The sequence below is a fragment of the Deinococcus cellulosilyticus NBRC 106333 = KACC 11606 genome, from assembly GCF_007990775.1.
Classification (GTDB): Bacteria; Deinococcota; Deinococci; order Deinococcales; family Deinococcaceae; genus Deinococcus_C; species Deinococcus_C cellulosilyticus.
This window is the reverse complement of record NZ_BJXB01000004.1, coordinates 111,910-138,735: the sequence shown is the minus strand read 5'-3', so window position 1 is coordinate 138,735 and position 26,826 is coordinate 111,910. Positions and strand designations below refer to the sequence as shown.

Genomic DNA, 26,826 nt, shown 5'->3' with positions numbered 1-26,826 from the left:
TCCGTTCATCTGGGGAATGCGTGAATGTGGCTGCCAACAGCACGGCGGACATTCAACTGCAACAGCCTCCCCAATCAACAGCCTCAGTTGATTTCCGATTCGCACTGATTTCGCCTTGCAATGAAGCATCACCAGTCTGTCAGGAGGGACCCTGAACACAACGTCCCTCCTGACTGTGGAGACTGAACTGGCATTCGGCCGTCACTTCAGTTCATGCTGAGTCAAGCCAAACGCGTCAGTGGACTCCAGTGACCCATATCATGGTTTTGCTCAAACATCACATTACAGAACATGTTCTCGGGACAGGACTTTTTGTGTGGTGCGCTTGTCACCCCTCCACAGTGCCCAGGCAACGGACCCTCCCCGATTGTGCATGCCTTCAAAACCTCAGCAGGTCCAGGGCATCCTGGTACCGCTTGCCGGTCACCCGACCGTCCAGAGCTGTCACGGTCAACACCACTTCCTCGAGCACGTCCAGTTGGTTGCCAATGATGCCTGAGGTGCGCACGTACACCATCTCCGCGGACCTCTGGTAGGTTGCCTTCCAGTCCTCAAGACCAAGGTGGGTGAAAAACGCCCCGGCCACACCCAGACTGTCCGTAAAGGACAGGGCTTCCAGGGTGCAGGTCGTGAAGCGGGTGGAGAGCTCCGGGTTGATGGAAAGCGCGTCCACCATGCGGTCGGTGCCCACCGGAATGATGCGCAGCCCTGCGTTGTTGAGGTCTTTGATTTTGGTGAGCATGTGGTGGCGGGTCTGACTGCCCACACTGAGCACATCGTGGAATTCATCCAGCACAATCGCTTTGGTGCCGACCACTTCCAGGAGGTTCAGCAAATGCTCGGTGCGGGCATCCTCGTTTCCATTGATGTGCACGGGGGTGAGCAGGGCCAGCAGTCGGTCCACCAGTTGGGAGGTGTTGCGAAGTGAGGACATGCGCAGCAGCAAGATGGGTTTTTGGTCCAATTCCTCCCCAAACACGGGTGGGTGCAGTTTCATGAACTGGGTGATGAGGCGGCTCTTCCCGGAGTTGGCTGGGCCCAGCAGGCTCAGGCTGCGTTCCCGGTGCCTGGGAGGGTCAGTGACCAGAAACGAGAGGCGCTCCAGCAACTTTTCCCGTTCTGGGATCAGGAACCAGGCGGACTCCCGGGAGCGGATCAGGTCTTCACGGGTGAAGTTCAATGTCCCCTCCTGCCCGGCTCTGGAGGTGCTTGCTCTATGGCAAACCTGGGCCACCCTGAGACCGGACATTCCAGAGGTTTTTCGGATGGTGGCCCTGCATGGGGTTGTTCCTCCAACCTGTCCCCATCCCGCATCTGCAGGACTTTTTGATAAATTTGGTGGGCGCTGCGGGCCGGTTTCAGTTCCAGCCCCAGTTGCTTCTTGGCTTCCTCCCACGACCAGATGCTGGTGGGTCTGGGGAGGTCCTTGCAGAAGAGTTCCAGCACGTCCCCTGTTTCGGGGTGAATGAGCCACACCGTCTGGATGTTGTGGGGGTCAAAGAGCACCGTGACCTCCCCGAGGGCTTTTCGTCGGCGCACCAGGTTCAGGAAGTCCGGATGGAAGGACACGTAATGGCGCTTCTGCCATTGCAATCCGCCCCTTTGCAGGGTGCGTGTGAAGCTGGGCCTCAGCATTTTTTGGACCTTACTGTGGTCTTCTCTGGGCAGGGGTTTGAACTGGCTTTTGCCTTCGTTCACCTGCACCCAGGCGTTTTGCAGGCGGCTGAGGATTTCTCCCCTCTTCACCTGCACATTGATGCGGTCGAGCAAATACCCTGTGAGGTAGCGTTCCAGGTCTTTTGCACCAAAAAAGACGTAATCCCGTCCGGTTATGCCCCTCGCCCGGTGCCTGCCCAGGGTGGAGCCGGGGAGGTGCCGGAGGGCTTCGTTGATCAGGCCGATCAGGCGCTCAATGCGACCCCTGAGGTGAGGGCTGGACGGGATGGCCTGGAAGTGCACCCCGTACTGGGCACAGAACCTTTCCAGAGAGTGGTTCAAGAATTCACTGCCCCGGTCCGTGAAGAGTTCCCTCGGGACACCCAGTGGGGGGAGGGTGTTTTCCACCCCCAGGGCCTGGTGGTGTTCTTGCTGGTCCAGCAAGATGCCCTTTAGGGTTCTCAGGGATTCATGGGCGGATTTGGTGTGGCTGGTGAGGCTGAAATTCAGGAACAGGGAGGTGCCTTCGTCCACCGCGACGGTGATCCAGAAGCGGGTGTGCACGGATTGGGCCTGTGGTTTTTTGTTTTTGCTCCGTTTGACCTGCAGTTTGCCGTCTTTCACGAAGAAGTCCAGCAGGGTGCCATCCATCTGGATGCGTTCACCGAAATGCCGTTGTGGGCTCACACCCAGTCGGGGCTCTCGTCCCCTGGCGATTTCTTCCCCTTCCCGGAGGCGGGCGTACCTTTGAGGGTCCTGTTGTTCACGGGCATTCAAGCGGTTTTTGAGGGTGTTGTAGCTGGGCTTCTCCAGGCCTTGTTCACGGCAGTGGTCGTGGATGAGGTCCAGCAGGGCCTGCAGGGTGTACGGGCGGAAGGTGGGGCTGCCGCTGGGGATCAGCCAGTGCCGGTCGATCAGGGCCTGCATGAGCTGTTCGACTTCTGGACGGAGGGTGTGTTTTCGCAGTTGTTTCTTGCGGCGTTCCAAGAAGTCCTGGGTGCTCACCGCATGTTGGTCTCCTCCGAGGTCCAGGAACATGCGGTAGTAGCGGCGCAAGGTGGGGATGGAGATGTGTGCTTTGCGGCTTTGCTCAATTTCATGTTCGACGGGGATACCACTGTTGGCCCGTTCCCGGAAGTACGGGAGGAGGTGCTCCAGGGCGTGGGTGGCTCGGGCGTACTTCTGGGGGGTCATGTTTCAGCTTACTGCACCCTGGTCCATATCAGAACAAGTTGCAAAATCCCTTTGATCCATATCAGAACAGACTGCAACTGACAGGTGCAGCCCACGCAGAAGTGACCTGACCACTGCCTGTGCATCCCGTCCCACCCCGCGCAAACTCGCCGAAGCCAGGGTGCGCTGACCGGACAGCCCCACAAAATACAGGCCGGGAACACTCAGGCTCACCCCATGCTTCTGGATGGGAAAACCATTGGAATCCAGTGCTGCAGTGCCTTTCAGAAAGGGCAGGTTCGGATGGAATCCGGTGGCAAAAATGACGGCATCGATCTGTTCGGTGTGGCCATCTGCCCAGTGCACCCCGCTGGACGAGAAGGACCGGAACACCGGACGCTGATCGGGCCTGCCTGCTTCAAGGGCTTGCCGGTATTTTCCTGTGTCAAAAACCAGACTGCTGTTCCCCAGAGGCAGCAGGTGCCCCAGAGGCAGGCGATCAATCAGGGACAGGTAATGGTGGAAATCCAGACCCAGCAGTTTTTGTGGGGCAAAGCGGATGCTCTCACGGGTTGCCAGGGTCACTGTGGCCTGCTCAGCGAGTTCACAGGCAATCTGCACTGCAGAATTTCCTGCACCGACCACCACCACCCGCTTTCCTGCAAACGGCTGTGAATGCTGGTACTGGCTGCTGTGCAGGAGGTGCCCGGTGTAATTTTCCTGCCCTGGAAACCAGGGAACATGGGGGCGGTTGAAAGGTCCACTGGCCACCACCACGCTGCGGGAGTGGAAGATTTCACCTGCACGGGTGAGCACCTGGAATCCGTTGTCCTCAGGTTTCACCCTCACCACCTTGCTTCCCGTCTGGATGGGGAACTGGAAGTGCTTTGCGTAATCCTGCAGGTACTGGCTGACTTCATCCCGGCCGGGGCAGCGCCTTTTGTCTCCCGGGAAAAGCAGACCAGGGAGGGAAGAAAATCCGGCTGGGGAGAACAACTTCAGGCTCTGGTAATAAGTGGGCCAGCTGCCCTGAGGTCTGTCTGCAGCTTCCAGCAGCAGGTATTCAAGGCCTGTTTTTTTGAGGTGGTAGGCGGTGGCGAGTCCGGCCTGTCCTGCGCCGATGATCAGGGTGTCGAGCATGTTATCCTTTCGTTGTTTCGGGATTTGACGATATGAGAAGCAGGAATCACGGCTCTGGAGGGCAACACTCCTCCACCAGCTGGATCAAACCCTGCAGCTGAGACAGCAACATTTCCCGATCAGGACGGTACAGCACTTCCTTGCCCATCCGTCGAGAGGCCAGAATTCCAGCCCGTTTCATCTGGGTGAGGTGCTCGCTGGCCGTGCTCTGTCCAAGACCCATCTCTTCTGCAACCTGGTTGACGGTGCGCTCCTTGCCGTCCCTGAAAAGCTCCAGCAGGATTTTCTGGCGGGTCTCGCCACTGAGGGCTTTCAGCAGATCTGAGAGGGTGTTCCAGCTCATCATATCGTCTTTCTCCGATTTCAGAGTAAGGGGTGGCAGGGTTTCTGTCAACCCAATCAAGACGATCCATGGACACCTTGACCTTCATCCACTTTTGACCGCAAAGGGCATTTTCATCACACCTTTTGAATGGCTTCAGCTCACCACGGGAGGCAGCATCCACAGGTTTTCATCAGGCGACCAGAAGACCTGGGTCAGGTCCGTTTCAGTCGCTTCAGTCTGCTGCAAGGGCTGGCGTTTTTCCTTTGCGAAATGCTGCCGGGGCAATGCCGTGGTGCTTCTTGAAAGCCCGGCTGAAAGCCGCCTCCGAGGTGTACCCCACCTGGCTTGCCACCTGATACATGGAAGCCTCGCCCCGGTCCAGCAGTCGGGCGGCCAGATGCATGCGCCAATCTGTGAGGTAAGCCAGAGGGCTCTGTCCCACCGCCTCAGTGAAGCGCCGGGCAAATGCTGCTCTGGACAGTCCTGCAATTCCTGCCAGCTGTTCCACGGTCCAGGGGGCATGGGGTTCAGCATGCATGCTGCCGAGCGCCCGCGACACCTGGGGGTCCCGGGTGGCTGTGAGCCACCCAGGGGTCTGGGACTGCTCCATGTGGGCCCTGAGCACATAGAGAAACAGCGTGTCAAACAGGTGATGGATCAGCAATTCGCTCCCTGCGCCGAGGCTGCCCACCTCCATCCACAACAATTGGGTGGTGAGGAGCAGATGGGGGTTCTGTTCCACGTCATGATGGTGCAGGTGAATGCATTCTGGAAGCCCTTGCACCACCTGCTTTCCCAGCCTCATGTCGGGCAGGAATTCCCCACAGATCAGGGTGGACAGGGGGAGGGCAGGATCAGGGGCAGGCTGTCTGACAAATTCATCCAGGGTGAGGGCTTTGCTGTCTATTTCGCCTGTGAGCAGGTGGGCGTTGCCCCGGGTCAGCAGCAGGATGTCTCCGTCTTTCACTTCAAAAGCTTCTCTGTCTGGGAGGTGCAGCCAGAAGTTCCCTCCCTGAATGAGGTGCAGCACCATGCTGCGGGTGGCCGGGACCTGCATGCCCCACCCTGGGTTCATGCTGCTGCGGGCAAGGAGGGTGCTCTGGGTTTCCATCACCCTCACCCAGTCTGAAAGGACATCCACACCAGTCTTCATGTCCTGATGGTACACCTTTTGAGACGATCTGCAAAGAAACCAAGCTTTTCTGGCATAGACTGTCTTTGGTTTGCACTATAGAATCTAAAGCACAAAGGAGGCACCACCATGACACACCAGATTCTGATCCTTGGAAGTTCCGGCACCGTAGGCCACCACCTCACCCGCATCCTGCTTGAAAAAGGCGAACAGGTGAAAGCCGCCAGCCGCCACCCTGAAACCCTTCCTGCCCTGACCGGGCTTGAGCGTGTGGCCTTTGACTTCTCCGACCCCTCCACCTTTGATGCTGCCCTCGAAGGGGTGGACCGTCTGTTCACGGTGGCTCCAGCAGGGGTGCTGCAAGCTTACGACCTGCTCGCCCCGGTCCTGAAAGCCGCCCAGCAGCGTGGCATCAAGATCGTCCTGCAAACGGCCATCGGGGTGGAGGCAGACGACAACATCCCCCTCAGAAAGGTGGAGTTGCTCCTTGAGGGTTCAGGGCTGCCGTACGTGATTCTGCGTCCCAACTGGTTCTCCGACAACTTTCACACCTACTGGGCCCAGGATGTCGAAGCAGGGCTGATCCGTCTTCCCGCAGCAGACGCCAGAACCTCCTTCATCGATGCCCGCGACATTGCCCGGTCTGCCGCTGCAGCCCTCACCAGCAGTGCATTCGATGGCCGGGCCTTCATTCTCACCGGCCCTGAAGGCCTCAGCTATGCAGAAGCGGCGCAGGTCCTCACAAAAGTTGCAGGTCGCACCATCCGCTATGAGGCCAGCACCCCTGAAGAATTCGTGCAGACCATGGTCAAAAGGGGCATGCCCGAAGACTACGCCCGGAACCTCGCCTTCATTTTCGGAGCTGTGGTCCAGGGCTGGCTCGCTGCCCCCACCCCGCACGTGCAGGAACTGACCGGAAGACCCCCTTACTCACTGCAGGACTACGCAGAACACCACAGGGAGAAATTCCAGCAGAAGGTCCCTCAGGCCTGACCCCTTCCACAAAAAGACCAGAAGCCATTCGCTTCTGGTCTTTTTGTCCTGCCCCGTCCTGGGAACGTCCTGCTGCTCTTTTCAGTACAGCGTCATCGGGTTGATTTCCTTGCCAGACACATACACCCGGAAATCCAGATGGGGCACGGTGGCAAACCCGGTCTGGCCCATCAGGGCGATGGTCTGGCCCTGCTGCACCTGCTGTCCCGGAGTGACCAGCAGTTTGCTGTTGTGGCTGTAACGGGTCTTCAGGCCGTCCCCGTGGTCAATCAGCACCATGTAACCGTATCCGGTGGCGTCCCATCTGGCCTCGGTGACGGTCCCGGGACGGGCGGCCAGAATGGGGCTTCCGGTTTTGCCCATGATGTCAATGGCCGGGTGCCAGTTGGTGCCGGCCACCACCATCTTGCGGTACCCGAATCCGCTGACCATCCTGCCCTGGGCAGGCCAGGTCCAGCTGCGCTGGTCAAAAGAGGCCTTTTTCACCGTGGCTTTTGCTGTGTTGCTGCGGCTGGTTCTGGTGGGCAGCTTCAGCACCTGACCCATCTTGAGGCTGTGTGGGCTGCTGAGTTGCGGGTTCACCGTCTGCAGGGCTTCAAGGCTCACCCCGAGTTTCTGGCTGATGCGGCTCAGGGTGTCTCCCTGCTTCACGGTGTAGGTCTGCTGGGCAAGGGCCTGCGTGAGGAGCAGGCTGGTCACGATCAAAAAGAGGGTGGGTTTCATGGTCTCCTGGTGGTCAGAGGTTTTTCTGACCTTATATGGGCCCAATGAGAAATCGGTGAAGGTGGCGTGTCCTGTGCGTCCAGATGCCGACAAGACATTCATACCTCCAGACAGGGGTGAGGGATGTCCTGCGGGTGAAAACATCAGCAGGACATCCCTCACCTGTTCATGGGAACACATGATTTCTCCATCAGGGCCTGAACAAAGTGCCGGGCCAGTGCTGGAAAACCCGCATGATGCAGGTGCACATAGCTTGCCAGAACATTTCCACAGGCATATCCTTCGGGTCCATGTTCTGTTCGGTAAGCGGGCTGAAAAGCCTCATGGGTCAGGCTGGAGTGGTGAAACTCATGTCCTCTCACCTGCGTGCCTGCCAGACCCAGTGGGGTGTCCTGCAGGAAGGTGACTTCCCGGTACCCCAGGGTCAATTTGCCAGTCATTGCGGTCCGGTAGGGCACCACCCCGCACATCCCGAACACCTGACCTTCTTTGGTGGTCACCTGCTCTGAGAGGTACATCAATCCCCCGCATTCCGCCACCACAGGATGGCCCTGTGCTGCGAACTGGCGGATGCTTTCTTGCATGCTTTGATTTTCACTGAGCTTTGCAGCATGCACCTCGGGGTAACCCCCACCGATCAGCAGTCCATCGCACACGGGAAGCTCCGGGTCCCTGAGTGGAGAAAACGGCACGAGGGTGGCCCCGAGCCGCTCCAGCAGATCCAGCGCATCCTGATAATAGAAGCTGAAGGCCTCGTCCTGGGCGATGCCCAGACGCACCTGTCCCATGGGTTTGGTGGTTTCTGGGGGAACCTCAAGAGGAAGCGCCGACCGGGCCACCTCCAGCAGACCTTCCAGATCCAGGGTGCTGCAGGTCTGGAAAAGCACCTCGTGTGACAGGGCATGTTCCTGTGCGCCCAGCAGGCCCAGATGCCTGCCAGGAAGGTGCAGTTCAGGCTGTCTGGTCAGGTGACCAAAGCAGCGGATGCCCTGCTGGGAAAGGGCCATCTTGCAGAGTTCAGCATGACGCTCCGATCCCACCCGGTTGAGAATCACACCACAGATGTCCATGTCCTGGGCAAACTGCATGAGGCCCTGGGCAATGGCTGCAATGGTTCTGGCTGTCCCCGAAGCGTCCAGCACGAGCACCACCGGGCATTTGAGGAGGCGGGCCAGATCTGCTGTGGAATGCTCATCCGACAGAGGACTTTTGCCGTCAAACAGGCCCATCACCCCTTCCAGCACACTGACCTCTGCCTGTACAGCACCTGCATGAAACAGTTGCTTCAGGCGTTCAGGAGGCAACAGGTAACTGTCCAGGTTTCTGGCTTTCACCCTGGCCGCATGGCCGAGGTGGGTGGGGTCCAGGTAGTCTGGCCCCAGTTTGAAGGGCTGCACCCTGAGGCCCTGCGCATTCAGTCCTGCACAGATCAGGCTGCTCACAGTGGTCTTGCCTGCCCCGGAGTGGGCCGCTGCAACCATCAGGCGTGCTGTTATTGCGAGAACTTTCGGTCTGGTCTGAACGTCAGCAGGATCAGGCTGCCCAGACCGAAAGCGGCAAGCACGAACCCCAGGCTGGACACATCCACCCGGTCAATGAAGGGAAGCGCATGGTAATGCTCAGAAACCCAGCCCAGCACGGTCCAGAGTCCAATGACCAGGGCAATGCTGCCAGACACTGCAGTCAGCAGCAGGTTGTACTTTTTGCGGGTTGCCCCCTGGACCAGGGTCTGCTGGTAGGCGCGGGTCATCAGGAGGCCATCCAGGGTGTCCATCAGGGTCATGCCTGCAGCAAACAGCAGGGGCAAAGACAGAATGGCCGACCAGTTCACCCCCTGCTGTGCAGCAGAACCCGAGAAGGCCAGCAAGGTCACTTCGGAGGCGGTCTCCATGCCCAGTCCCATCAGGAAACCCACCGGCAGGAGGTGCCAGGGTTCACGGACCATGCGGTTGAGGGGCAGCAGAACTCGGGCCAGCAGCCCACCATGCGTGTGCTGACCTTTCATGATCTGCAGGCAGGAACGCAGGTTCACCAGGGCCAGCAACAGCAGGTACAGCCCGCCCACCAGAGGGGCCACCCAGCTTCCCACCAGGGTGAGGGCACTGTGCTCTCCGGTGAGGTTCTGTCCGAGCAATGCCGCCCCGATGCTCATCAGCAGCACCACCAGAGCGTGTCCGGCAGCGAAGTAAAAGCCCACCGCACGGGCATTCTTGTTTTCCTGCAGGAATTTGCGGCTGCTGTTGTCAATGACAGCAATGTGGTCTGCATCCCAGGCGTGACGCAGGCCCAGACCATACACCGCCAGCCCCAGGCCCCACATCAGGGGATGTTCCAGCGCACCGAAGACCAGCAGGGCCAGACCCAGCAGGTGCAGCCCAACAACAGTGGGCACATAAGGTTCTTTGAAGTTCATGGAAGTCCTTTCAAAAGGCAGAAAATGGGATCTGGTATCAACGGGCAGCACCCAGAGGCAGGTGTTCCAGCAGCCTTTCGGTGCTGGTTTCAGGGAGCAACTGGTGTTTGCCGTGCATCACCCGGGCCAGTTCGAGGGTGCGTTCACGTGTGGCCGGATCGGTGCCGAGGACCAGCACGGGGCACGAAATGCGTGCAGCGGCCTGCAGGGTTTCTTCCCAGGCCCCCACATTGGCCTTGCCGTCCGTGATCAGGACGAGGGTGCTCTGCGCAGTGACCAGTTCCTGACTGACTTGCAGGGCATGCAAGAGGGGCGTGCGGCCTCCGGTGGGCAGGTAGGACAGCACCCTGCATGCAGCTTCCAGATCGCGGGTGGGTTTCAGAGCCACCTGTGCCTGGGTGCCCCGAAAAGTCACAAGGGCCACCTCCTCCTGGCTTTTTTCAAGCACCTGCAGCAAGGCCCCTTTTACAGCAGCCATGCGGGCCTGTGCGCCCAGAGAACCACTGGCATCCACCACAAAAATCAGGCGCTGGGCGGGGCGCACAGTGGGTCTGGCCTCATGCAGGTCTTCCCGGGAGGGTTGCAGGGTCCCGGTGCGGGTCACGGCATGGGTGAGGGTGCTGCGCAGGTGCAGGCGTTCAGGGTGGTCGGTTCTCACAGCCTGGATCTGGGTTCGTTTTTGCACAGCAGAAGGGCCTCTGGAGGGCTCCAGATCCCACCTGACCCTGGTGTTTTTCTCGGGCTCAAACACCTGCTCAGGGACAGAACGTTCCTGCTTCTCCTGTTCCTGTTGGGGTTGCTGAGGTTGCTGGGGGGGAGGGGGAAGTTTCTGGTGGCTGCGGTGATTGAGCACCAGATGCATCACCTGCTCCACGTCCTCTACCCCCACTTCGGTGCGTCCATGCCATGCGGCGTGGGCCCTGCAGGCTTTCAGCAGGGCCAGGTCTGCCCGCAGGGAGGTCACCTGATGCTGGCACACCACTTCAGAAATGCGGTGCAACAGGCCTTCTGGCGTCTGGAGGTCTTTCAACCGCACCCTTGCAGACAGAATCTGCTGTGAGAGCTGACTTTGCGCTTCTTGCTGTACCCCAACAAAAGCCTGAGGGTCCTGCTCGAAAGCCAGCCGGGAACGCAGAATTGTCTGTCTTTCTGCTGGATCAAGTGGGGCTTTCACCTCCACCGAGAGAGCAAAACGGTCCAGCAACTGGGGCCGCAACTCCCCTTCTTCCAGGTTCATGCTGCCAATCAGGACAAACCTGGCCGGGTACGTGACACTGAAGCCTTCTCGTTCCACATGGCCTGTGCCAGAGGCTGCAACGTCCAGCAGGGCGTCCACTGCAAAATCTGGCAGCAGGTTCACCTCATCCACGTACAGAACTCCCCCGTGGGCCTGTTGCAGCAGTCCAGGTTTCAGGGCAGGGTGACCTTTCAGGGTTTGTTCCAGATCCAGACCCCCCAGCAAGCGGTCCTCGGTCACGCCCAGAGGCAGGTTGATGAAAGGCACCTCACCCAGCAGTGTTGCCAGTGCCCTCGCGGCGGTGCTCTTGGCACTTCCTTTGTCTCCCCTGAGGAGCACCCCTCCGAGTGAGGGATCAATGGCATTCAGGAGCAGGGCGAGTTTCATGTCCTGCTGGCCCACAATGGCGGTGAAGGGGTAGAGGACCTTCATTCCTGCACCTCCTCAAGCCAGGTTTCGCTGTTTTGCAAGGTGTTTTTGAGGCGCTGCAGGGTTTCAGGATCTGGGTTTTCCCACAGGTCTCTGCTGACAGCTTCCAGCAGCCTTTCGGTGATGTTTTTCAGTGCCCAGGGGTTGCTCGCCCGGAAGAAATCCTGGAGGGCCGGGTCCAGAGCGTACTGCTGCGCCACCTCCTCATACATGAAATCCTCCATCACTCCGGTGGTGGCATCAAACCCGAACAGGTAATCCACAGTCGCCAGCATTTCGAGTGCCCCCTTGTACCCATGCCTCTGGATGCCGGAAATCCATTTGGGATTGACCACACGGGCACGGTACACCCGCAGGATTTCCTGTTTGAGGTCGCGCACCTGGGCCTGTTCGGGGTTGCTGCTGTCCCCGAAGTATGCTCTGGGTTTGCTGCCCGTCAGGGCGTGGATGCTGGCCACCATGCCCCCGTGAAACTGGAAGTAATCGTCGCTGTCGAGCAGGTCATGTTCCCGGTTGTCCTGGTTGTGCAAAGCAACTTGCACCTGCGACAGTCGTTCCTGAAAGCTCTCCTGCGCCTCCACACCAGAGGCCGCTCTGGAATAGGCGTACCCACCCCACGCAAGGTAGGCCTTCAGGAAGTCCTGCTCATCTTTCCAGTTGCCTTCCTCGATCAGGGGCAGAATGCCTGCCCCGTAACTTTCGGGTTTCGCCCCGAAGATGCGGTAACGGGCCTGCACCTCGTGTTCCTCTGGAGACAGTTCAGGAGCGTCCTGCTGGATGTTTTCCAGATAGTGTTTTCTCGGGAAATTGAGTTCAGGGTCCTCATCGAGTTCCATCACCCGCTCGAACGCCTCATCGAGCAGGTCAATGACGTGCGGGAAAGCGTCCCGGAAGAAACCCGAAATGCGCACGGTCACGTCAATTCTGGGCCGTCCAAGTTCTTCCAGGGGGACCACCGTGAGGCCTTCCACTTTGCGGGTGTGCACGTTCCATAAAGGCTTTACCCCCAGAAAAGCCAGGATCTGCGCAATGTCGTCCCCATGCGTGCGGATGTTGGAGGTGCCCCACACACTCAGCCCCACCATCTCAGGGTATGTGCCTTCTTCTTTCAGGTAGCGGTCTAAGGTCGCTTTTGCCAGCTGAATCCCGACCTCATGTGAAGTGGGTGCCGGGACCGATTTCGGGTCAATGGCGTAGAAGTTGCGGCCTGTGGGCAGCACATGCAAGGCCCCTCTGGAAGGTGCACCACTCGGGCCAGGGAGAGTGAACTGTCCATCCAGGGCACCCAACACCCCCCAGATTTCCTGGTCCACCCCTTCCAGTCGGGGGAGGAGGTCGGTGCAGACCCAGCGGAATGCTTCCTCCAGCTCTGGATTGGCTGTCCCCAGCGTCTCTTTGACCACCTCAGGCACCTGAGTTGCATCAAATCCAGTTGCTTCCAGACCCTGGTGCAGCTGCAAGTTCAGGTCATCGAGCACCTCCAGGGCATCTGCATGGCTCAGGACCGTGATGTCCAGAATCATCTTTGTTTCATCAAACCGCTTTCCTTTGTGGGCCAGCAATTCTTCCCAGTCCAGACCGAAATGACGGGCCAGGAGCTGGCTGACACTGGACTTTCCGGCAGCAGGAAGCCGGGTCAGGGCACGCAGGGTGTCTGGAAGCTGGTGAAGTTCGCCGAGCACATGCAGGCCGTCTCTGATCTGCAGCATGCCGAGTTCACACAGGTAACCGTCGATGTCTTCAAGCAGGTGCTTGAGGTCAAAGCTGCCCATCTCGGTGAGGGTGACGGGCACCCCTTCGGGTGTGAGGGTTTCATCCCAGTCGTGCTTGTGGTCTCCGTGGTCCTGGCTCAGGAACTGCTGCAGGTCCAGATCGCTGTCCAGGTGGGTCTTCTCGATCAGTTGCCAGATGTCTTTCTGCAGGGCAGAAAGCTTGCTGGGATCGGTGCCTTCCAGCTGGTAATACTGGTCAATCAACTGTTGAAGCTGCGCCAGATGCCCATAGGTGTCTGCTCGGGTGAGGGGGGGCATCAGGTGGTCCACAATCACCGCATGGCCCCTGCGTTTGGCCTGGGTGCCCTCGCCAGGATCATTGACGATGAACGGATAGAGCAGGGGTGTGCCATTCAGAAGCAATTCCGGAAAGCAGGCCGCACTGAGCCCCACCCCCTTGCCGGGCAGCCACTCCAGGGTGCCGTGCTTCCCGACGTGCACAATGGCATCTGCCCCCCATCCCCCTTCGGTTTCAGGGCGGGTGAGCCACTGGTAGAACGCTGCGTAATGGTGGGTGGGCGGCAGGTCTGGCTGGTGGTAGATGGCATCCCGGTCCATCCCGTAACCCCTGGGGGGCTGCAGGCAGATCACCGTGTTGCCCAGTTCCAGGCCAGAGAACAGCAGGTGGCTGTAGGTGCTGTACGGCTCCTGTTCCAGTGTCCATTTTTTGAGCATTTTCTGGCGCGCCGCTTCTGGAAACCCCTCAAACCAGCCCTGGTACACCCTCTTGCTGACCTGTAAGGGGGTGTGGCTGTGCACGGGAACCTCCCCGTCATAGGTCCCGAGCCCAATGATCGACTGGATCAGTTCATCGGACGAAAAATCCAGCTCTGGCACGGTGTAGCCCTGGGAACGCATGGCCTGAAGCAGGTTCAACAGGCTGGCTGGAGCATCGAGCCCCACGGCGTTTCCCACTTTTGAGGCTTTCGCACCAGAGTTGGTGAGCACGAATGCCACTTTTTTGTCTGCATTCGGTTTCTGCTGAAGGTTCAGCCACTTCTGCACCCGCTGGACCAGTTGCGAGATGCCCTCCGTGAAAGGTTCGAAGCGCTCATGGTCCTTGAAGGCCACCACGTCGCCCATCAGCCTGCCATCGAACTCGGGCAGGGTCACATTCATGAGGGTGTCGAGTGCCCCAAGTCCCCTTGAAGACACCGACCAGACTGCATGCCTCGACGCCGAGGTGATGGCCTGCAGCACAGGCACATTCAGGTCCCTGAACGCCTGAATCGCCCCCTCACCCGCAGCGAAACTCAGGGTGCTGACGATCAGGTTTGAGCCAGCAAGCCAGTGCTGCAACTCAGGATGTTTCAGGCTGGGGGTAAAAATGGCCCGACCAGACAGCCCTGCATCGTCGAGTTTCTGCAGCAGCACATCCACGAAATGGGTGTTGCCGCTCAGGAAGTGCGCCCGGTAGAACACCACGGACACCACAGGCCGCCCAGCTGACTGCAGGTCCTGCCACTCCAAAAGCTGCAGGGCATGAACAAACTCCGGATGATAGATCCCCAGTTCGGGCAGAGGGGTGGGGGCCTGCCAGGACAGAGGAAACCCCAGAACCTCCGCCCCGAGGTAATGCAGCATCTCCGTGAAGTTCTGCACCCCTCCAGCCTGCATGTAGAGGCTGACCTGCAGCAGGTGGTTTGCCTCCACGGTGCTCATTTGCAGGGTGTCCGGTCCCACCTCGAAGGTGCCCTTGAGGACCACAAGGGTCACCCCCTGAGCCTGTGCCTCTTTTTCCAGGTCCAGCAGGAGATCGGTGAGGTCCTGGCTGGAAAGCACGTTCAGCACCACCAGCTCATGCCTGCCCACCGCACGTTCCAGCACCTGTCGGGTGGTGTCCAGGTTTCCCCGGGGCATGCTGTAGGTTGTCACCTGAAATGCTGAAACCTGCTTTGCTGCCTCCTGAACGGTGATCAGGTCGGTGTCGGCGTGGGAGACAAAAGCCACACCAGAGTGTTCCCTCTCTGCAAGGGGCTTCTGAAGGGGAGCCAGAGTGCGGTCCTGCCAGTCGTAAAACTGAAACACGTATTCCTGAAGTTCCGCAGGAGGGGCCAGAAAACGGCCCTCTCTCACCATCTCCTCGATGTAATCGAAGATCAGGACCACCATCTCGGGGGAATTCACCGAGTGGAACCACACCGACTGCCCATCGAACACCAGCGAAGCCACATTGGCGAGGGTGCACGGTCCCAGACATCCGGCTTTGGTGAGGTGCACGGTATGACGCAGCTTGCGCCTGATCCATTCGTTTTTGAAAGTGTCCACCGGAACAGGAGCGTACCCCCGGTTCACGTGTCCACAACAACATCCGGTAAAGCAGTAACTGAGGTGCCCCCTGCGCTGGATCACCTGCACGGTCCGGCCATCGGCGCGGGTCACCCTGGTGCGTGAAGTCATGAAACCCCTGACGCAATCTGGTGGAATTGGTGTTCTGATGCAGACCCAGATGACCTTGCAATGACCGTCTGGTACAGCAGGGACACGCCCAAATCGCGAGGCTGAAGCAAACAAAGCTTCGCGTCAGGCAGGCATTCGGACTTCTGCTTGATCTCACATCAAGGGCAGTCACCGTTGCGCGTCAGTCCCGGAATGGTCTCAGCAATTGAGACTTCACCGGAGTTCCCCACTTTAAGTCCACCCTACGCAGGTGGACACCCGACACAGGGATTGTACCCGATCTGGGACTGCAGGTCCTGAAATGGCCCCGCTGTGCAACAAAAGACCCCTCCAATCTGGAGGGGTCCTGGATTTTTCAATGGTTATTTCTTGCTGACCAGGATGGTGTTGATACCGCTGGCGTTCGCTTCCTGCCAGGCGAGGACCAGCACATTGCCACTGCCGTAAGTCACAGAAGCATTGGCCGCACTGCGGGCGCTGTCCAGGTTGTGGGATGAGCCAATCTGGGACCACGCCGTTCCATTCCACTCTTTCATGTAAATCTGACCGGTGCTCCCTTCACTCCAGGCCACCAGAGGCTGCCCATTGGGTTTGATCACCACCGCAGGTGAAACAGCGCTGGTGCTGCCTGAAATGTTGAGGGAGGAGCCGAGGGCATCCCAGGAGGTGCCATTCCACTTTTTGACATAGATGGTGGTGATGCCCGAGACGGTTTCCTGCCAGGTGACCACTGGATGGTCATCGGAACCAACAGCGATGTCGGCAAGATTGGTGGTGTTGGAAAGGCTGACATCAAGTTCAGCCCCCAGAACGTCCCAGGTGGTGCCATTCCAGCGTTTCACCTTCAGGTTGTAGTTGCTGGGGCTGGTGCCCTGCACCTGTTCTTGCCACACCACAATCGGACGGTTGCTGCTGTCCACAGCGATGCGGGAGTTGGTGGCGTTCAGGGCGGCGGTGGTGTCCAGTGCTCCGCCCAGAGCCACCCAGGAGGTGCCGTTCCAGCGCTTCACATAAATGTTGGTGCTTTCACCTGTGACACTCTCATACCAGGTGACCACAGGCTGGTTGTTGGGTCCCATCGCCATGGCAGGAACACTGGAACTGTTGGTGACGGTGGTGTCCAGAGCACTGCCCAGCAGATCCCAGGAGGTCCCGTTCCACTTCTTGACGAAAATGTTGGTGCCTTCTGTTCCGCCGGAGTTTTCCTGCCACACCACGTAAGGGGTGTTGCCCGAGTCCACCACCAGACGGGCATTGTTGGACGCAACAGTGGCGTTGACGTCCAGGGCTCCCCCCAGCGCATCCCAGGAGGTGCCATTCCAGCGCTTCACATACACGTTCTGCGACTGGCCAGTGGCACTTTCATGGTAGGTGAGCACGGGCAGTCCATTGGGCCCGGCGATGATGTGGGGTCGAGACGCCGCAGAGGTGCCTGTGGACAGTGCACCCTGGGAAGGCATGGCTGTTTCTGTCACATCATTGACTGTGATGGTGAATGCCTGCTCGAAGGTGTGGTTTTGCCCATCGGTGACCCGCACCCTGACGCTGTAACTGGATTTGGTCTCAAAATCAAAGCTGGCCGCAGTTTTCAGCTGGTTTCCGGTGATGGAGAAACTGCTGTTGTCTGTGCTGCCTGTCCCCGAGACCAGACTGTAGCTGAAGGTTTCACCCGCATCCACGTCATTGTTGCTGAAGTTCCCCACGGTGGTGCCAGAAGGCTGATTCTCATCCACAGTGTTGCCCGTGAGGAACAGGGCAGAGGGAGCCTCGTTCACATCGGTGATCTGGATGGTGAAGGCTTTCTGGACGGTGGCATTTCCAGAATCGGTGGACTGCACCCGAAGGCTGTAGGTGTCTTTGACCTCAAAATTGGGTGCACTGTTGAAGGTCAGAGCTCCAGCAGAGGTCAGCGAAAACAGACCATTGTCCGTGCTGCCTGTGCCAGAGACCAGACTGTAGGTGAAGGTGTCTCCAGAGTCCGAATCTACAGTGCTGAACGTCAAAGTGGGGGTGCTGTTCTCAGCGACGCTGCTGTTTGAGAGGGTGATGTCGGTGGGAGCCGTGTTTTCATTGACATCGGTGATGGTGATGGTGAAGGCTTGTTCCACTTCGGCCCCGTGCTGGTCGGCTGCCCGCACCCGCACGCTGTAACTGGATCTGTTCTCGAAATCTGCGCTGGCCAGCATCTGCAGGGTGGTTCCAGAGATGGTGAACAGGGCATTGTCGGTGTCCCCTGTTCCCGCGACCAGGGTGTAGGTCAGGGTGTCTCCTGCGTCCGGGTCCTGCGCACTGAGGGTGCCCACTGTGGCATTTGAACCTGCATTTTCGGCCAGGGTGTTGTTTGAAAGGACCAGATTGACAGGTGCACTGTTGCTGGCGTTCAGGGTGAGGCCAATCAGGATGGGGTCACGGGGACTGGAACGGAAGGCGTCTGCAGCGTATACACCTGCAGGTTTGTCCTCGGTGTTGTAGTCAAAAACAGAGGGCTCATCACTGTTGATGTGCCACACCCCATGCCCACTGAGTTGTGCAGCCAGAGTCGAACTGACAAAAGCGCTGTCGAGTGTTCCGGTGAAACCCCACACCACCGAGGTGTATTCGTTGCTGTTCAGCACGGCGGTGAAGTCATCTCCGCTGGAAGCATTGCCATCGGGTCCTTTGAGCACGGTCAGAATGGGGCCTTCCTGCCTGTAGGCGTTGAAGTTGCCCATGAGCAGGACATCCGGATCTGTTGTGCCCGTGGGGTTGGTGCCGATCCACTCCATCAGGTCCTGTGCCTGGCTCTGGCGGGTCTCTGCGCACATCTCCTGTCCAGAACTCCAGTCGTCTCCCACCTCACACATCTGCTGGCGTCCGCGCAACTCGGTGGTCACCACCGTGAAGGTTCCATTGGTGGAGGTCTGCTTGAAGGTCTGGGCGAGGGCGGTGCCATTCAGGGAATAGGTGGCAGCAGCACCCTGGGGAACAAGGTCTGCGCTGCGGTACAGGATGCCCAGGCCTGTACCGTTTGCAGGTTCACTGCCCACCACTGCATACGTACCCACACTGGGCGTGAAGGCATTCAGGCTGTTTCTGAGGTCAATCAGGGCAGGGGCTGCGGCATCAAAGTCGTCTTCAAGCCCGGTCAGCACGATGATGTCGGCATCGAGGGCAGCGAGTGCCTGCACCAGTTTGTCGGTCTGGCGCTGGTATTCTGCAGCATTGTTCGCTCCGGGGGCTGGATAGAATCCGCTGCCACTGCCATCTCCATTGAAGAATTCTCCGAGGTTGAAATGGGCGGTTTTCAGGCCAGCAGATCCCACTCCCGGCACGGCAGGTCGGGCAGACCCGCTGAAGGTGGTGCTGGCTGCAGTGGCATGCAGGCGGTAGCGTTCCAGATCTCCCCACCCGGATTCTGTGGAACCCAGCACACCCGTCACGGTGGCGGAGTCTCCATTCCTCAGGGTGTTGGTGGTGCTGAGGGGGTTCCCTCCTCGACCAAAAAGGCTGGCCGGGTTCAGGCCCAGGGAACCATCATCGATGACCACAGAGCGGGCTGCGGACTGTTTGAGGAAAGTGTCAAAGCCCGTCTCATCCGGGGCATTCACCTGGGTGAAGTAAGCACTGCGCTGGTCTGCAATGGTGACCAGACCTCCGAGCCCCAGTTCGCTGTTGTCCGTCACCACCCCACTGGTGGTCACCAGCATCCCCTCAAACGGCTCCCAGTTCAGGGTGGGGGAGAGGGTGACATTCACCGGGGCAGGCAGGGTCTGGCCGGTTCGCATCACCACCAGGTTGCTGACGTTGATCAGACGGGTTTCCCGCAGGGCCTCGCCCACCTCTTCCACCATGGCGGTGAGCCGCACGCGGTCCCCCTGCTGGACGGTCCCGCAGGCCGTGTCACACACCACGAAGATGCCCTCACTGGTATTGGGATCGCTGTCCTGATCGGCAGTTTCCTCCTGCACGTAAAAACCACCCAGCTCACTGGTCTGCTGCAGGTCACGGGTCACAATCCCCTCGATGGTGACCGTCTGGGAGACCAGCGGACTGTCGGCATCTCCACTGGCGGTGCTGCCCTGAATGTCATGGATGCGGGTGAGGCCAGAGCTGATGGGGTCTTCACTCATCACAAACAGCATGGTGAAGCTGTAGGGGTCTTTTCGGGAGTCGAACCTGCCGTTCTCATCGATGGCCATGTCATAGCTGGCCCCGAATGAAACATTCACAGATCCACCAATGGGCAGAATTCCAGAGGTCTGGTACCCGTAGTTCATCACCTGTGCAATGGTGAGGCCATCCGGGGCTGTCGGGTTCAGGCCACTGACATCCAGTCCAGTGATGAGGGGGGTGCCGTCTGGATCATTGATTGCGCTGTCTGTTCCGAGGTCATACTTTTTGGCCTGGTTCAGGGTGATGTCGGTCGCCTTGACTGAGGCATCTGAGCCATCAAAGAATTTGAGTCCCTTGAAGGGGGTGTTCCCCACAGTGGGCTGACTGGTGTTGTTGCCCGGATTGCTGTCGGCATCATTGGTGTCCACAGGAACGAAGGTGAGCTGTTCGATGGCCCTTCCGGTGTTGTTGGTGATTTTGTATCTGGCCTGCAGGTACCGCCTCCCGGCGCTGTCCACACTGAAGGACTGCACCCCGAGCCGCTGCAGGCTGAACCCGGTCAGGCTTTCAGTGAGTGCCATGCGGGTGTATCCCTGCGCTCCCTTTTGGTACACGCTGAGCTGTGCACTGGCTTTTTCACTGTTGATGTCGGTGAAGGTCAGCTCATAAAGGGTCCCTCTGGCCTGAGGGGGGACAGGGGCAGGGGCCTTGGGTGGGGTGTTCTGGAAGCAACCCACCAGAAGCAGGGAACAGCTCAGCAGGGTGATTTTTTTCATGGACATCCTTGTCGGGAGAGGGGTTTGAGGCCAGAACAGGGTGGGTGGCAGTGCACCCTGTCGGGGATGGTCGCACAGGCAGGGTGGTGAAGCAGGATGATGTTCAGGGCATGCTCAGCTTGACAGCATACCTTTTCACGTATTACACATTGTGCACAAACATCAACCGGGCTGTACCACTGAAACACAGGTTTCAGTGGTACAGCATCAAAAAAGGGGCCTCTGGCCCCTTGGATTTTTCCAGAAGACTTCTAGCCCTTCACATCTGCCATTTTGACGTTTCTGGAGAAGGCTGCCGCAATCAGGGACAGCACCACCACCAGTCCCAGGCCCCAGGTGAGGGTGGTGGCGTGGGCCACAAACCCGATGATGGGAGGTCCCAGCAGGAACCCGGTGTAGCCCATGGTGGCAATGGCGGCCATGGCGAGGCTCGGGTGCACACCAGGGACGTTTCCTGCCGCACTGAAAGCCACCGGAAAACCGCTGGACAGGCCCCATCCCACACAGGCGAAACCCAGCAAAGCCGCCCAGGGGTAAGGGAAGATCAGGCCCAGCAACAATCCCGCTGCCGAAAGCAACGCTCCTGTACCAACCAGCACCACAGCCCCGAGTTTTGCCCGCATGCTGTCCCCGAAAACCCGCCCCAGCACCATGGCACCCGAAAAGGCAAGGTATCCTGCGGTGGCCATCTGGTCGGTGGTGCTCAGGGAGTCTTTGAGGTAAATGGCGGACCAGTCTGCCATGGCCCCTTCTCCGACTGCCACGCAGAAAATCACCACACCCAGCCCGAGCAGTTTCGCGGAAGGGAGGGCAAAAACAGGTCCGTGCTCTCCGGTCCCAGGGACATTCAGCAGTTTTGGGGCCACCAGGAACACGGTGATCAGGGTCAGCAGGGTGACCAGACCAAAGTGCCACAGGGGGGCCATCTGCAGGGAGGCCATCAGGCCTCCCATCAGGGAGCCAGCAATGCCTCCCACACTGTACAGGGCGTGAAAACTGGACATGATGGGTTTCTGGTATTCTTTTTCGACATCCACAGCCTGGCTGTTCATGGCGACATCGGTGCCGCCGTTTCCCACCCCGAGCAGCACCAGCATGAGGGTCAGTCCCACCATGTTGGGGGCCAGGGGAATCAGGGGCAGGGACAGGGCCATCAGGATGACCCCAATGGTGGTGACGATTTTGGAGCCGTATTTTGCTGTGGCCCACCCGGCAACTGGAAAGGCCAGCAGGGCTCCCACCGCAAGGCCCAGCAGGGCAATCCCGAGTTCGGCTTCATTGAGCTGCAGGCGGTGACTGACGGCAGGGATGCGGGAAACCCAGGTGGCAAACAGCACCCCCAGCAGGAAGAAGACGGTGGACACAGCAAAACGGGCGTTTTTCAGTTCTGGAAGGATGGGGGTCTGGGCACTTGAGGTCATGGGTTCCTTCAGTGGGCCTGCACAGGGGTGGCTTGCAGGGAGGAGAGCAGGGTTTCAAAGTCGGGAATGGTCCATCGGGCTCCGTGCTGCAGCAGGTTCCGGGCGCTGGTGGTGGTTTCGAGCGCCATCACCCTGCAGCCTGCACCTGTTGCGGCCTGCACCCCACCGGGTGAGTCCTCGTGCACCAGCACCTGACCGGGCGTGAGGCCCAGTTTGTTCAGGGCCAGCACATAACATTCTGGACTGGGCTTGCCTGCCTGAAAGTGTTCAGCGGTCACTTTCAGGTCAAAAACCTCCTCCACCCCCAGCGATTCCAGCACAAAACGCGCATTGATCTGGTCGGAGCCCGTGACCAGGGCCAGTTTCAGGTTTTGCTCTTTGAGCCATTCCAGGTAGCGGTGCAGACCCGGAACCGGGGTGAGATTGCCCCGGGCAAGCTCTCTGTACCGGTGTTCTTTGAGGTCATGGAAGCGCCGCACTTCCTCTCTGGAAACAGGACCCCCAAGCAGTTTCTGCAGGATCTCCCAGGTGTGGCCTGCATGGATGACCAGGCTTCCCTCCTCGATCAGGACGCCGTATTCCTGTCCCGCACACTCCCTCCAGGCCTGCTTGTGGAACTGGGCGTTGTGGGTGAGCACCCCGTCCATGTCGAACAGCACCGCCTTCAAACCCGCATAAATTGGCACGAATTCGTTCATAATCTGGATTGTACGACAAATCCCGCAAACAGATTGCGACCTTTTGCGGTTTTGTATACTGGTTGTGACCATGTTTGCCGAAGAACGCCGCAAAATCATTCTGGACCGCCTGATCCGTCAGGGCCGGGTCACCGTGCAGGACCTCTCAGAGCAACTTGAGGTCAGCGAAGACACCGTGAGGCGCGACCTCAAACACCTTGCCGACCACGGCTACCTGCAAAAAACCCACGGTGGGGCCGTGATGCTTGACACCCCGAGGCTCACCTACCAGCAACGGGCAGATGTGCTCAACACCGACAAAATCCGCATCGGGCACGCTGCTGCCGCCCTCATTCACCCGGACCAGACGCTGTTCATTGATGCCGGAAGCACCACCCTCGCTGCGGCCCGCAGCCTGCATGCCAGAGACATTCCCCTCACCGTGATCACCAACTCCCTGGAGGTTTCCGAAATCTTTCATGGGAGCGAGAAAGTCCGGCTCATTGTGACCGGAGGGATCTGGAACCGCACCCTGGCCCACTTTTACGGGCACACCTGCGTGCAGGCCATTCAGGAATTCCGGGCAGAGGTGGCCCTCATTGGGGCAGCAGCCCTGCACCCCACCGCCGGAAACACCACCCCCTATCAGGAAGATGCACTCGTGAAAAGGGCCATTTTTGCCAGCAGTGTCAGGCGCATGGTGCTCACCGATTACACCAAACTCGGTCTGGTTTCCTCTAGTTTCATTGCTCCCACCTCGGACATTGATGTGCTGGTGACGGACCAGGAAGTGGAAGGCTGGAAGGATCTGGTGCCTGAGATCGTGGTGGCCTGAAACCGCATCTCTGCAGCGTACCTGCATCGTGAAAAAAACAACCTCAAAAGGGTTCGGTCAAATCACGGTGCTGGGACGCTGGATTCTTACGCTGAATGCATGAGCCAGAATTCGTTTTTTTCTGAAGGTTCTGCAATTCAGGAGGGAATCATGCAGCAGACTCAAGATCGCCCCATTCAGCCCAGTTCAGAAAAGCTCCCTTATGAGCGTCCCGTGCTGCAGCGTCACGGCAACTGGCAAACGGTCATGCTGGCCCAGAGTTTTCCACTGGGAGAGGGGTGATGTGATGAAACGACGCAACTGGTTGATTTACAGTGCCATCACGGCGGTCCTGCTGTCTTCCTGTGCCCAGCACACTTCCATCCCCACAACACAGCCCATCCAACCCCGCACGCTGGGGCTGCTGGAAGTGCGGTTCCAGGATGCAGGTTCGGCCACACCAACCGTCACTGCACGGTTTGTGCCCCGAAATGGAGCTTCAGGAATCAGCAAACAGGACCTCGGAAATGTGGATGGCATGGGCATTGAAATTGACCTGCTGTCTCGCTCCTCTTTCACCCTGGGAACGCGAGGCCAGCCCAGTGGCAAGCGTTACATCACCGCCACCTGGAAGGTGCGCAATGCCAGTCAGGATGGCAGCACCCCCTCTCCGGTGGACCGCACCAACCTGTCTCTGGTGGCTGTGGACACCCCTTCCACCATCAACGAGACAGCAGTCACCAGCCTGAAAAAATTCGACGACTCTGCGGCAAATTCTGCCCTCGCAGAGCAGATCCTGCCGATCAACGGCCTCATCCATGATCCGATTTCTGGTGTGGTTGTCCAGTCCAACCGGGCAGACTTTCAGGTGTACACCGAACAGGAACTCACCACCCTTCCTGCCCTGCCTGCAGGGGAGACAGCACTTGCATACGGTTATGTGGTGCGCAACACCGATGGCAGCCGGACCCTCCCTGCCCTGCCCGCAGCTGGACAGTACGATGGGGTCATCACCCTGGGGGTGCAGTACCCGCTGCAGACCGACCCCAAAGATGATCCTTACAGTTTCAGCCTGATGTTTGAGGTGATGGAAAACACCCGCACCCAGGTGGCGATCAGCCCAGAAGAGGACTACACCAGTGCCCTGAACAGGGTGAACACGAATTATGGCACTGCAGGATACGCTGTTCCAGCAGATGTGCGTGAGTTCTGTCAGGTGCGGGTGGCAGGCACGAATCCCCTGTCTCCCACAGTGGACCTGGTGAATCCCGACCTGAGCACCGGACAAAGGGACGCCTGCTGGAACGCGGATGTGCTCGGGGATGGCTGGGCTGTGGTGCCCAATGTCACTGGAAATTACCGTGACGCTGTGCTCCAGTCCACAGGGCAACTGGTGGCCGTGACCGACAGCAACCTGTACCGCCTCCAGGCAGATGGAACCGTGGACACGACGTTCACCCCTGTGCTGTCTGCTCCAAATGCACTGACCGGTGTCACCGTCAAAAAAGTGATGGTTCTGGCAGATGATGCCATTCTGGTGGCTGGACACGGTCAGGATGCTGTGAATGGCAATTACACGGTGTTCGTAGAGAAATTCCTTTCGAATGGCACACCCGACACCAGCTTTGATGGGGATGGACTGGCCCTGCTCAGTTACTCTGCCCTGGACCACCATTTCCTTGAAGACATGAATGTGCAGTCGGATGGCAAGATCACCCTTTCAGGATCGGTGCAGCCTTATCTTGGTGCAACCCTCACCCACACGCTGCCCTTCCTCAGCCGTCTGAATGCCAACGGCAGTTCAGATGTTGCTTTTGGGGACATTCGCAACATCAGTGACGGGGCACTGGACAGTTATGGTTTCCAGCATGTGATCCAGTCCACCGGAAAGATCGTGATGGCTGGACAGCGCTTCTTCAGTCCAGATGACACCAATTACCACAGCCTGGTCCGCTTTGACGCCACAGGAACCCTGGACACCGCTTTCAGCACCGACGGTTTTGCAGGGAATGATTTCTCTGGAAATGGGGTTCTGGAAGCTTTCTCAGACGACAGTGTGGTCGTCACCAACAATGCCGGGGACCTGCAGAAGTATCTGGCAGAGGGTGCCCGGGTGGTGGCCTTCAGCATCCCTGCCACTTCAAACTTTCAGGTGCTGGATGACCAGATTTACCGTTTCAGTGGGGCCACCATTCAGCGTTACAGTGCGAGTGGGGTGCTCGATGGCACTTTCGGAGATTTTGAGCTGTCACGTTTTGGTCAGGCGCTGTCTCCTGGCAGGCTCAACAAGACGCTGGAGGGCAAGTTGCTGGTGGCGACCCAGCAAAGTGCAATTGTTGCGCTGGGCAACACCATCTCTGCAACAAAAATCATTCCTTGAATCACGTCACCACAGGGGTGTGGAGGAAAGGCACTGGAAATTTCCAGTGCCTTTCTGTTGCACCTGCTGGCTTTGCAGTGTTTAGTGAACAATGATGACAATTCGTATTGACTGCAGCTGAAAGTAAAAAGAGAAATTCGTCTTCTGGGATGAGGAATAAAGCTACATACATTTTGGATCTGGAAATGATGCCCCTGCTGGCTCGATGATTTTTGAGGTAGAGGTTTGACAGTTTGCTAAACAAAAGCTATAGTCAGGACACATTCACTGAACCTGAGGAGCCCGCACCTGCGGGTCGTGTTCGGGTGGTCTGCTGATGGGCAGCCACCTCCCGCCCTTTGCTGTCCTTCCAGCAGGCAACCTCCAGGGTTGCCTGCTGGAACCAGCGTTTCATGTCGTGTTTCAGGAGGATCAATCCCGTGTCCCGCACCTTTCCTGCCTTGCTCACCCTGATGTGCCTGATGGTGGCCTGCAACACCGCCGTGCCACAACCTCCCGCCACTCCCACCGCCCGCAACGACAATGCCAGCCTCACTGCAGAAACGGGAGGGTCCGTCATGCTGGATGTGCTGGCCAACGACACTGCAAGCACAGGCCAGACCCTGGAGGCTGCCACCATCGACCTTGATGCACAGACAGCCGGAATCCAGACCTCCTGGGAGCACACTGCAGGCGCCTTCGAGGTCAAAGCAGGCAAGGTGCAGTTCACCGCGAAAACGGCAGACCCGGCAACAGCGGTGGCCACCTACACGGTCCGGGACTCAGGTGGGGGCACCTCAAAAACCGCCACCATCACCGTGAAACTCACCGAGAAAGAAGCCCCTGCAGGAGACACCCTGTTCTCCTTCGAGAGCGGCCCTGAAGGCTGGAAGGCCCTGAATGATGGAGGGGGCAGTGTGGAGGTGTCAGGTGATTTCCACACGCAGGGCACAAAGTCCCTGCTGATTCACTCCACAACGGCAAACGGAGACTGGTTCAGCGTCAACAGGGACATGTCCTTCGCAGGAAAAACCACCCTGAGTTTCGACCTGAAAACGGGCACCTCTGGCACCTCTTACAACATTGCCCTGCAGACCGGAACCGCCTGGACGTGGTGCGAAGGGGCAAACTGGCCCTGGGTGGATGCCGGGAAGACCGTCACGGCCACCCTTGAACTGTCCACCATCAGTTGCAATGGCAGTGCCCCGGACCTCAGTGAAGTGCACGCCCTTCACCTGTATTTCAACAAAGGTGATTTTTACATCGACAACGTCTCGGTGAAATGAGGAAACCT

18 protein-coding genes and 1 riboswitch are annotated in these 26,826 nt (G+C 58.7%); of the genes, 5 read left to right on the top strand and 13 right to left on the bottom strand.

Going from position 1 to position 26,826, the window contains the following annotated elements; translation table 11 throughout:
• Window positions 1–379: 379 nt before the first annotated feature.
• From DC3_RS05970 to DC3_RS05950, 5 genes are all read right to left on the bottom strand, one after another.
• The gene (locus DC3_RS05970) at window positions 380–1,180 is read right to left on the bottom strand and encodes a TniB family NTP-binding protein (protein ID WP_186815863.1); all 801 of its coding nucleotides are present in this window, start codon (window positions 1,178–1,180) and stop codon (window positions 380–382) included.
• Window positions 1,177–2,850, bottom strand: coding sequence for a TnsB C-terminal domain-containing protein (locus DC3_RS05965; protein ID WP_146883032.1), 1,674 nt, complete (start codon window positions 2,848–2,850; stop codon window positions 1,177–1,179). The genes DC3_RS05970 and DC3_RS05965 overlap by 4 nt, the downstream gene beginning before the upstream one ends.
• A gap of 3 nt (window positions 2,851–2,853) precedes the next feature.
• Window positions 2,854–3,969: a flavin-containing monooxygenase gene (locus tag DC3_RS05960; protein ID WP_146883031.1), complete on the bottom strand. Its 1,116-nt coding sequence runs from the start codon at window positions 3,967–3,969 to the stop codon at window positions 2,854–2,856.
• Window positions 3,970–4,015: 46 nt separating this feature from the next.
• Window positions 4,016–4,315 (bottom strand): ArsR/SmtB family transcription factor, encoded by a 300-nt coding sequence (locus tag DC3_RS05955; protein ID WP_146883030.1) that lies wholly within the window; start codon window positions 4,313–4,315, stop codon window positions 4,016–4,018.
• A gap of 211 nt (window positions 4,316–4,526) precedes the next feature.
• Window positions 4,527–5,447 carry an AraC family transcriptional regulator gene (locus DC3_RS05950; RefSeq protein WP_146883029.1) on the bottom strand — a complete coding sequence of 307 codons (921 nt, stop codon included), beginning with the start codon at window positions 5,445–5,447 and terminating at the stop codon, window positions 4,527–4,529.
• Window positions 5,448–5,555: 108 nt separating this feature from the next.
• Here DC3_RS05950 and DC3_RS05945 point away from each other — a divergent pair, with 108 nt between their 5' ends.
• Window positions 5,556–6,419, top strand: coding sequence for an SDR family oxidoreductase (locus DC3_RS05945; RefSeq protein WP_146883028.1), 864 nt, complete (start codon window positions 5,556–5,558; stop codon window positions 6,417–6,419).
• Window positions 6,420–6,500: 81 nt separating this feature from the next.
• Here DC3_RS05945 and DC3_RS05940 read toward each other — a convergent pair whose 3' ends face one another.
• The 8 genes from DC3_RS05940 to DC3_RS05905 all read right to left on the bottom strand — a co-directional run bounded on the left by DC3_RS05940 (window position 6,501) and on the right by DC3_RS05905 (window position 22,380).
• The gene (locus DC3_RS05940; RefSeq protein WP_186815862.1) at window positions 6,501–7,142 is read right to left on the bottom strand and encodes a LysM peptidoglycan-binding domain-containing M23 family metallopeptidase; all 642 of its coding nucleotides are present in this window, start codon (window positions 7,140–7,142) and stop codon (window positions 6,501–6,503) included.
• A gap of 158 nt (window positions 7,143–7,300) precedes the next feature.
• Window positions 7,301–8,623 carry a cobyrinic acid a,c-diamide synthase CobB gene (locus DC3_RS05935; RefSeq protein WP_146883026.1) on the bottom strand — a complete coding sequence of 441 codons (1,323 nt, stop codon included), beginning with the start codon at window positions 8,621–8,623 and terminating at the stop codon, window positions 7,301–7,303.
• 11 nt (window positions 8,624–8,634) lie between these two features.
• Complete coding sequence (locus DC3_RS05930) at window positions 8,635–9,555, bottom strand: HoxN/HupN/NixA family nickel/cobalt transporter (protein WP_146883025.1); 921 nt, start codon at window positions 9,553–9,555, stop codon at window positions 8,635–8,637.
• Window positions 9,556–9,592: 37 nt separating this feature from the next.
• Entirely contained in the window at window positions 9,593–11,224 is a 1,632-nt protein-coding gene (locus tag DC3_RS05925; RefSeq protein ID WP_146883024.1) for a VWA domain-containing protein, read from the bottom strand.
• Complete coding sequence (locus DC3_RS05920) at window positions 11,221–15,393, bottom strand: cobaltochelatase subunit CobN (RefSeq protein ID WP_146883023.1); 4,173 nt, start codon at window positions 15,391–15,393, stop codon at window positions 11,221–11,223. The genes DC3_RS05925 and DC3_RS05920 overlap by 4 nt, the downstream gene beginning before the upstream one ends.
• Before the next feature lie 109 nt (window positions 15,394–15,502).
• Window positions 15,503–15,670, bottom strand: a riboswitch (cobalamin riboswitch).
• 85 nt (window positions 15,671–15,755) lie between these two features.
• Window positions 15,756–20,261: an ExeM/NucH family extracellular endonuclease gene (locus tag DC3_RS05915; protein WP_186815861.1), complete on the bottom strand. Its 4,506-nt coding sequence runs from the start codon at window positions 20,259–20,261 to the stop codon at window positions 15,756–15,758.
• Window positions 20,262–20,512: 251 nt separating this feature from the next.
• Window positions 20,513–21,682: an MFS transporter gene (locus DC3_RS05910; RefSeq protein WP_146883021.1), complete on the bottom strand. Its 1,170-nt coding sequence runs from the start codon at window positions 21,680–21,682 to the stop codon at window positions 20,513–20,515.
• Between the two features lie 8 nt (window positions 21,683–21,690).
• Entirely contained in the window at window positions 21,691–22,380 is a 690-nt protein-coding gene (locus DC3_RS05905) for an HAD family hydrolase (protein ID WP_186815860.1), read from the bottom strand.
• Between the two features lie 70 nt (window positions 22,381–22,450).
• On the opposite strand from DC3_RS05905, the gene DC3_RS05900 reads away from it, so the two are divergent.
• From DC3_RS05900 to DC3_RS05890, 4 genes are all read left to right on the top strand, one after another.
• Window positions 22,451–23,194 carry a DeoR/GlpR family DNA-binding transcription regulator gene (locus tag DC3_RS05900; protein ID WP_146883019.1) on the top strand — a complete coding sequence of 248 codons (744 nt, stop codon included), beginning with the start codon at window positions 22,451–22,453 and terminating at the stop codon, window positions 23,192–23,194.
• 150 nt (window positions 23,195–23,344) lie between these two features.
• Window positions 23,345–23,476, top strand: coding sequence for a hypothetical protein (locus DC3_RS29930; RefSeq protein WP_281292439.1), 132 nt, complete (start codon window positions 23,345–23,347; stop codon window positions 23,474–23,476).
• A gap of 4 nt (window positions 23,477–23,480) precedes the next feature.
• Window positions 23,481–25,553 (top strand): NHL repeat-containing protein, encoded by a 2,073-nt coding sequence (locus tag DC3_RS05895; protein ID WP_186815859.1) that lies wholly within the window; start codon window positions 23,481–23,483, stop codon window positions 25,551–25,553.
• A 419-nt stretch (window positions 25,554–25,972) separates the two neighbouring features.
• Window positions 25,973–26,818, top strand: coding sequence for an Ig-like domain-containing protein (locus DC3_RS05890; RefSeq protein WP_146883017.1), 846 nt, complete (start codon window positions 25,973–25,975; stop codon window positions 26,816–26,818).
• The last annotated feature ends 8 nt before the right edge of the window (window positions 26,819–26,826 follow it).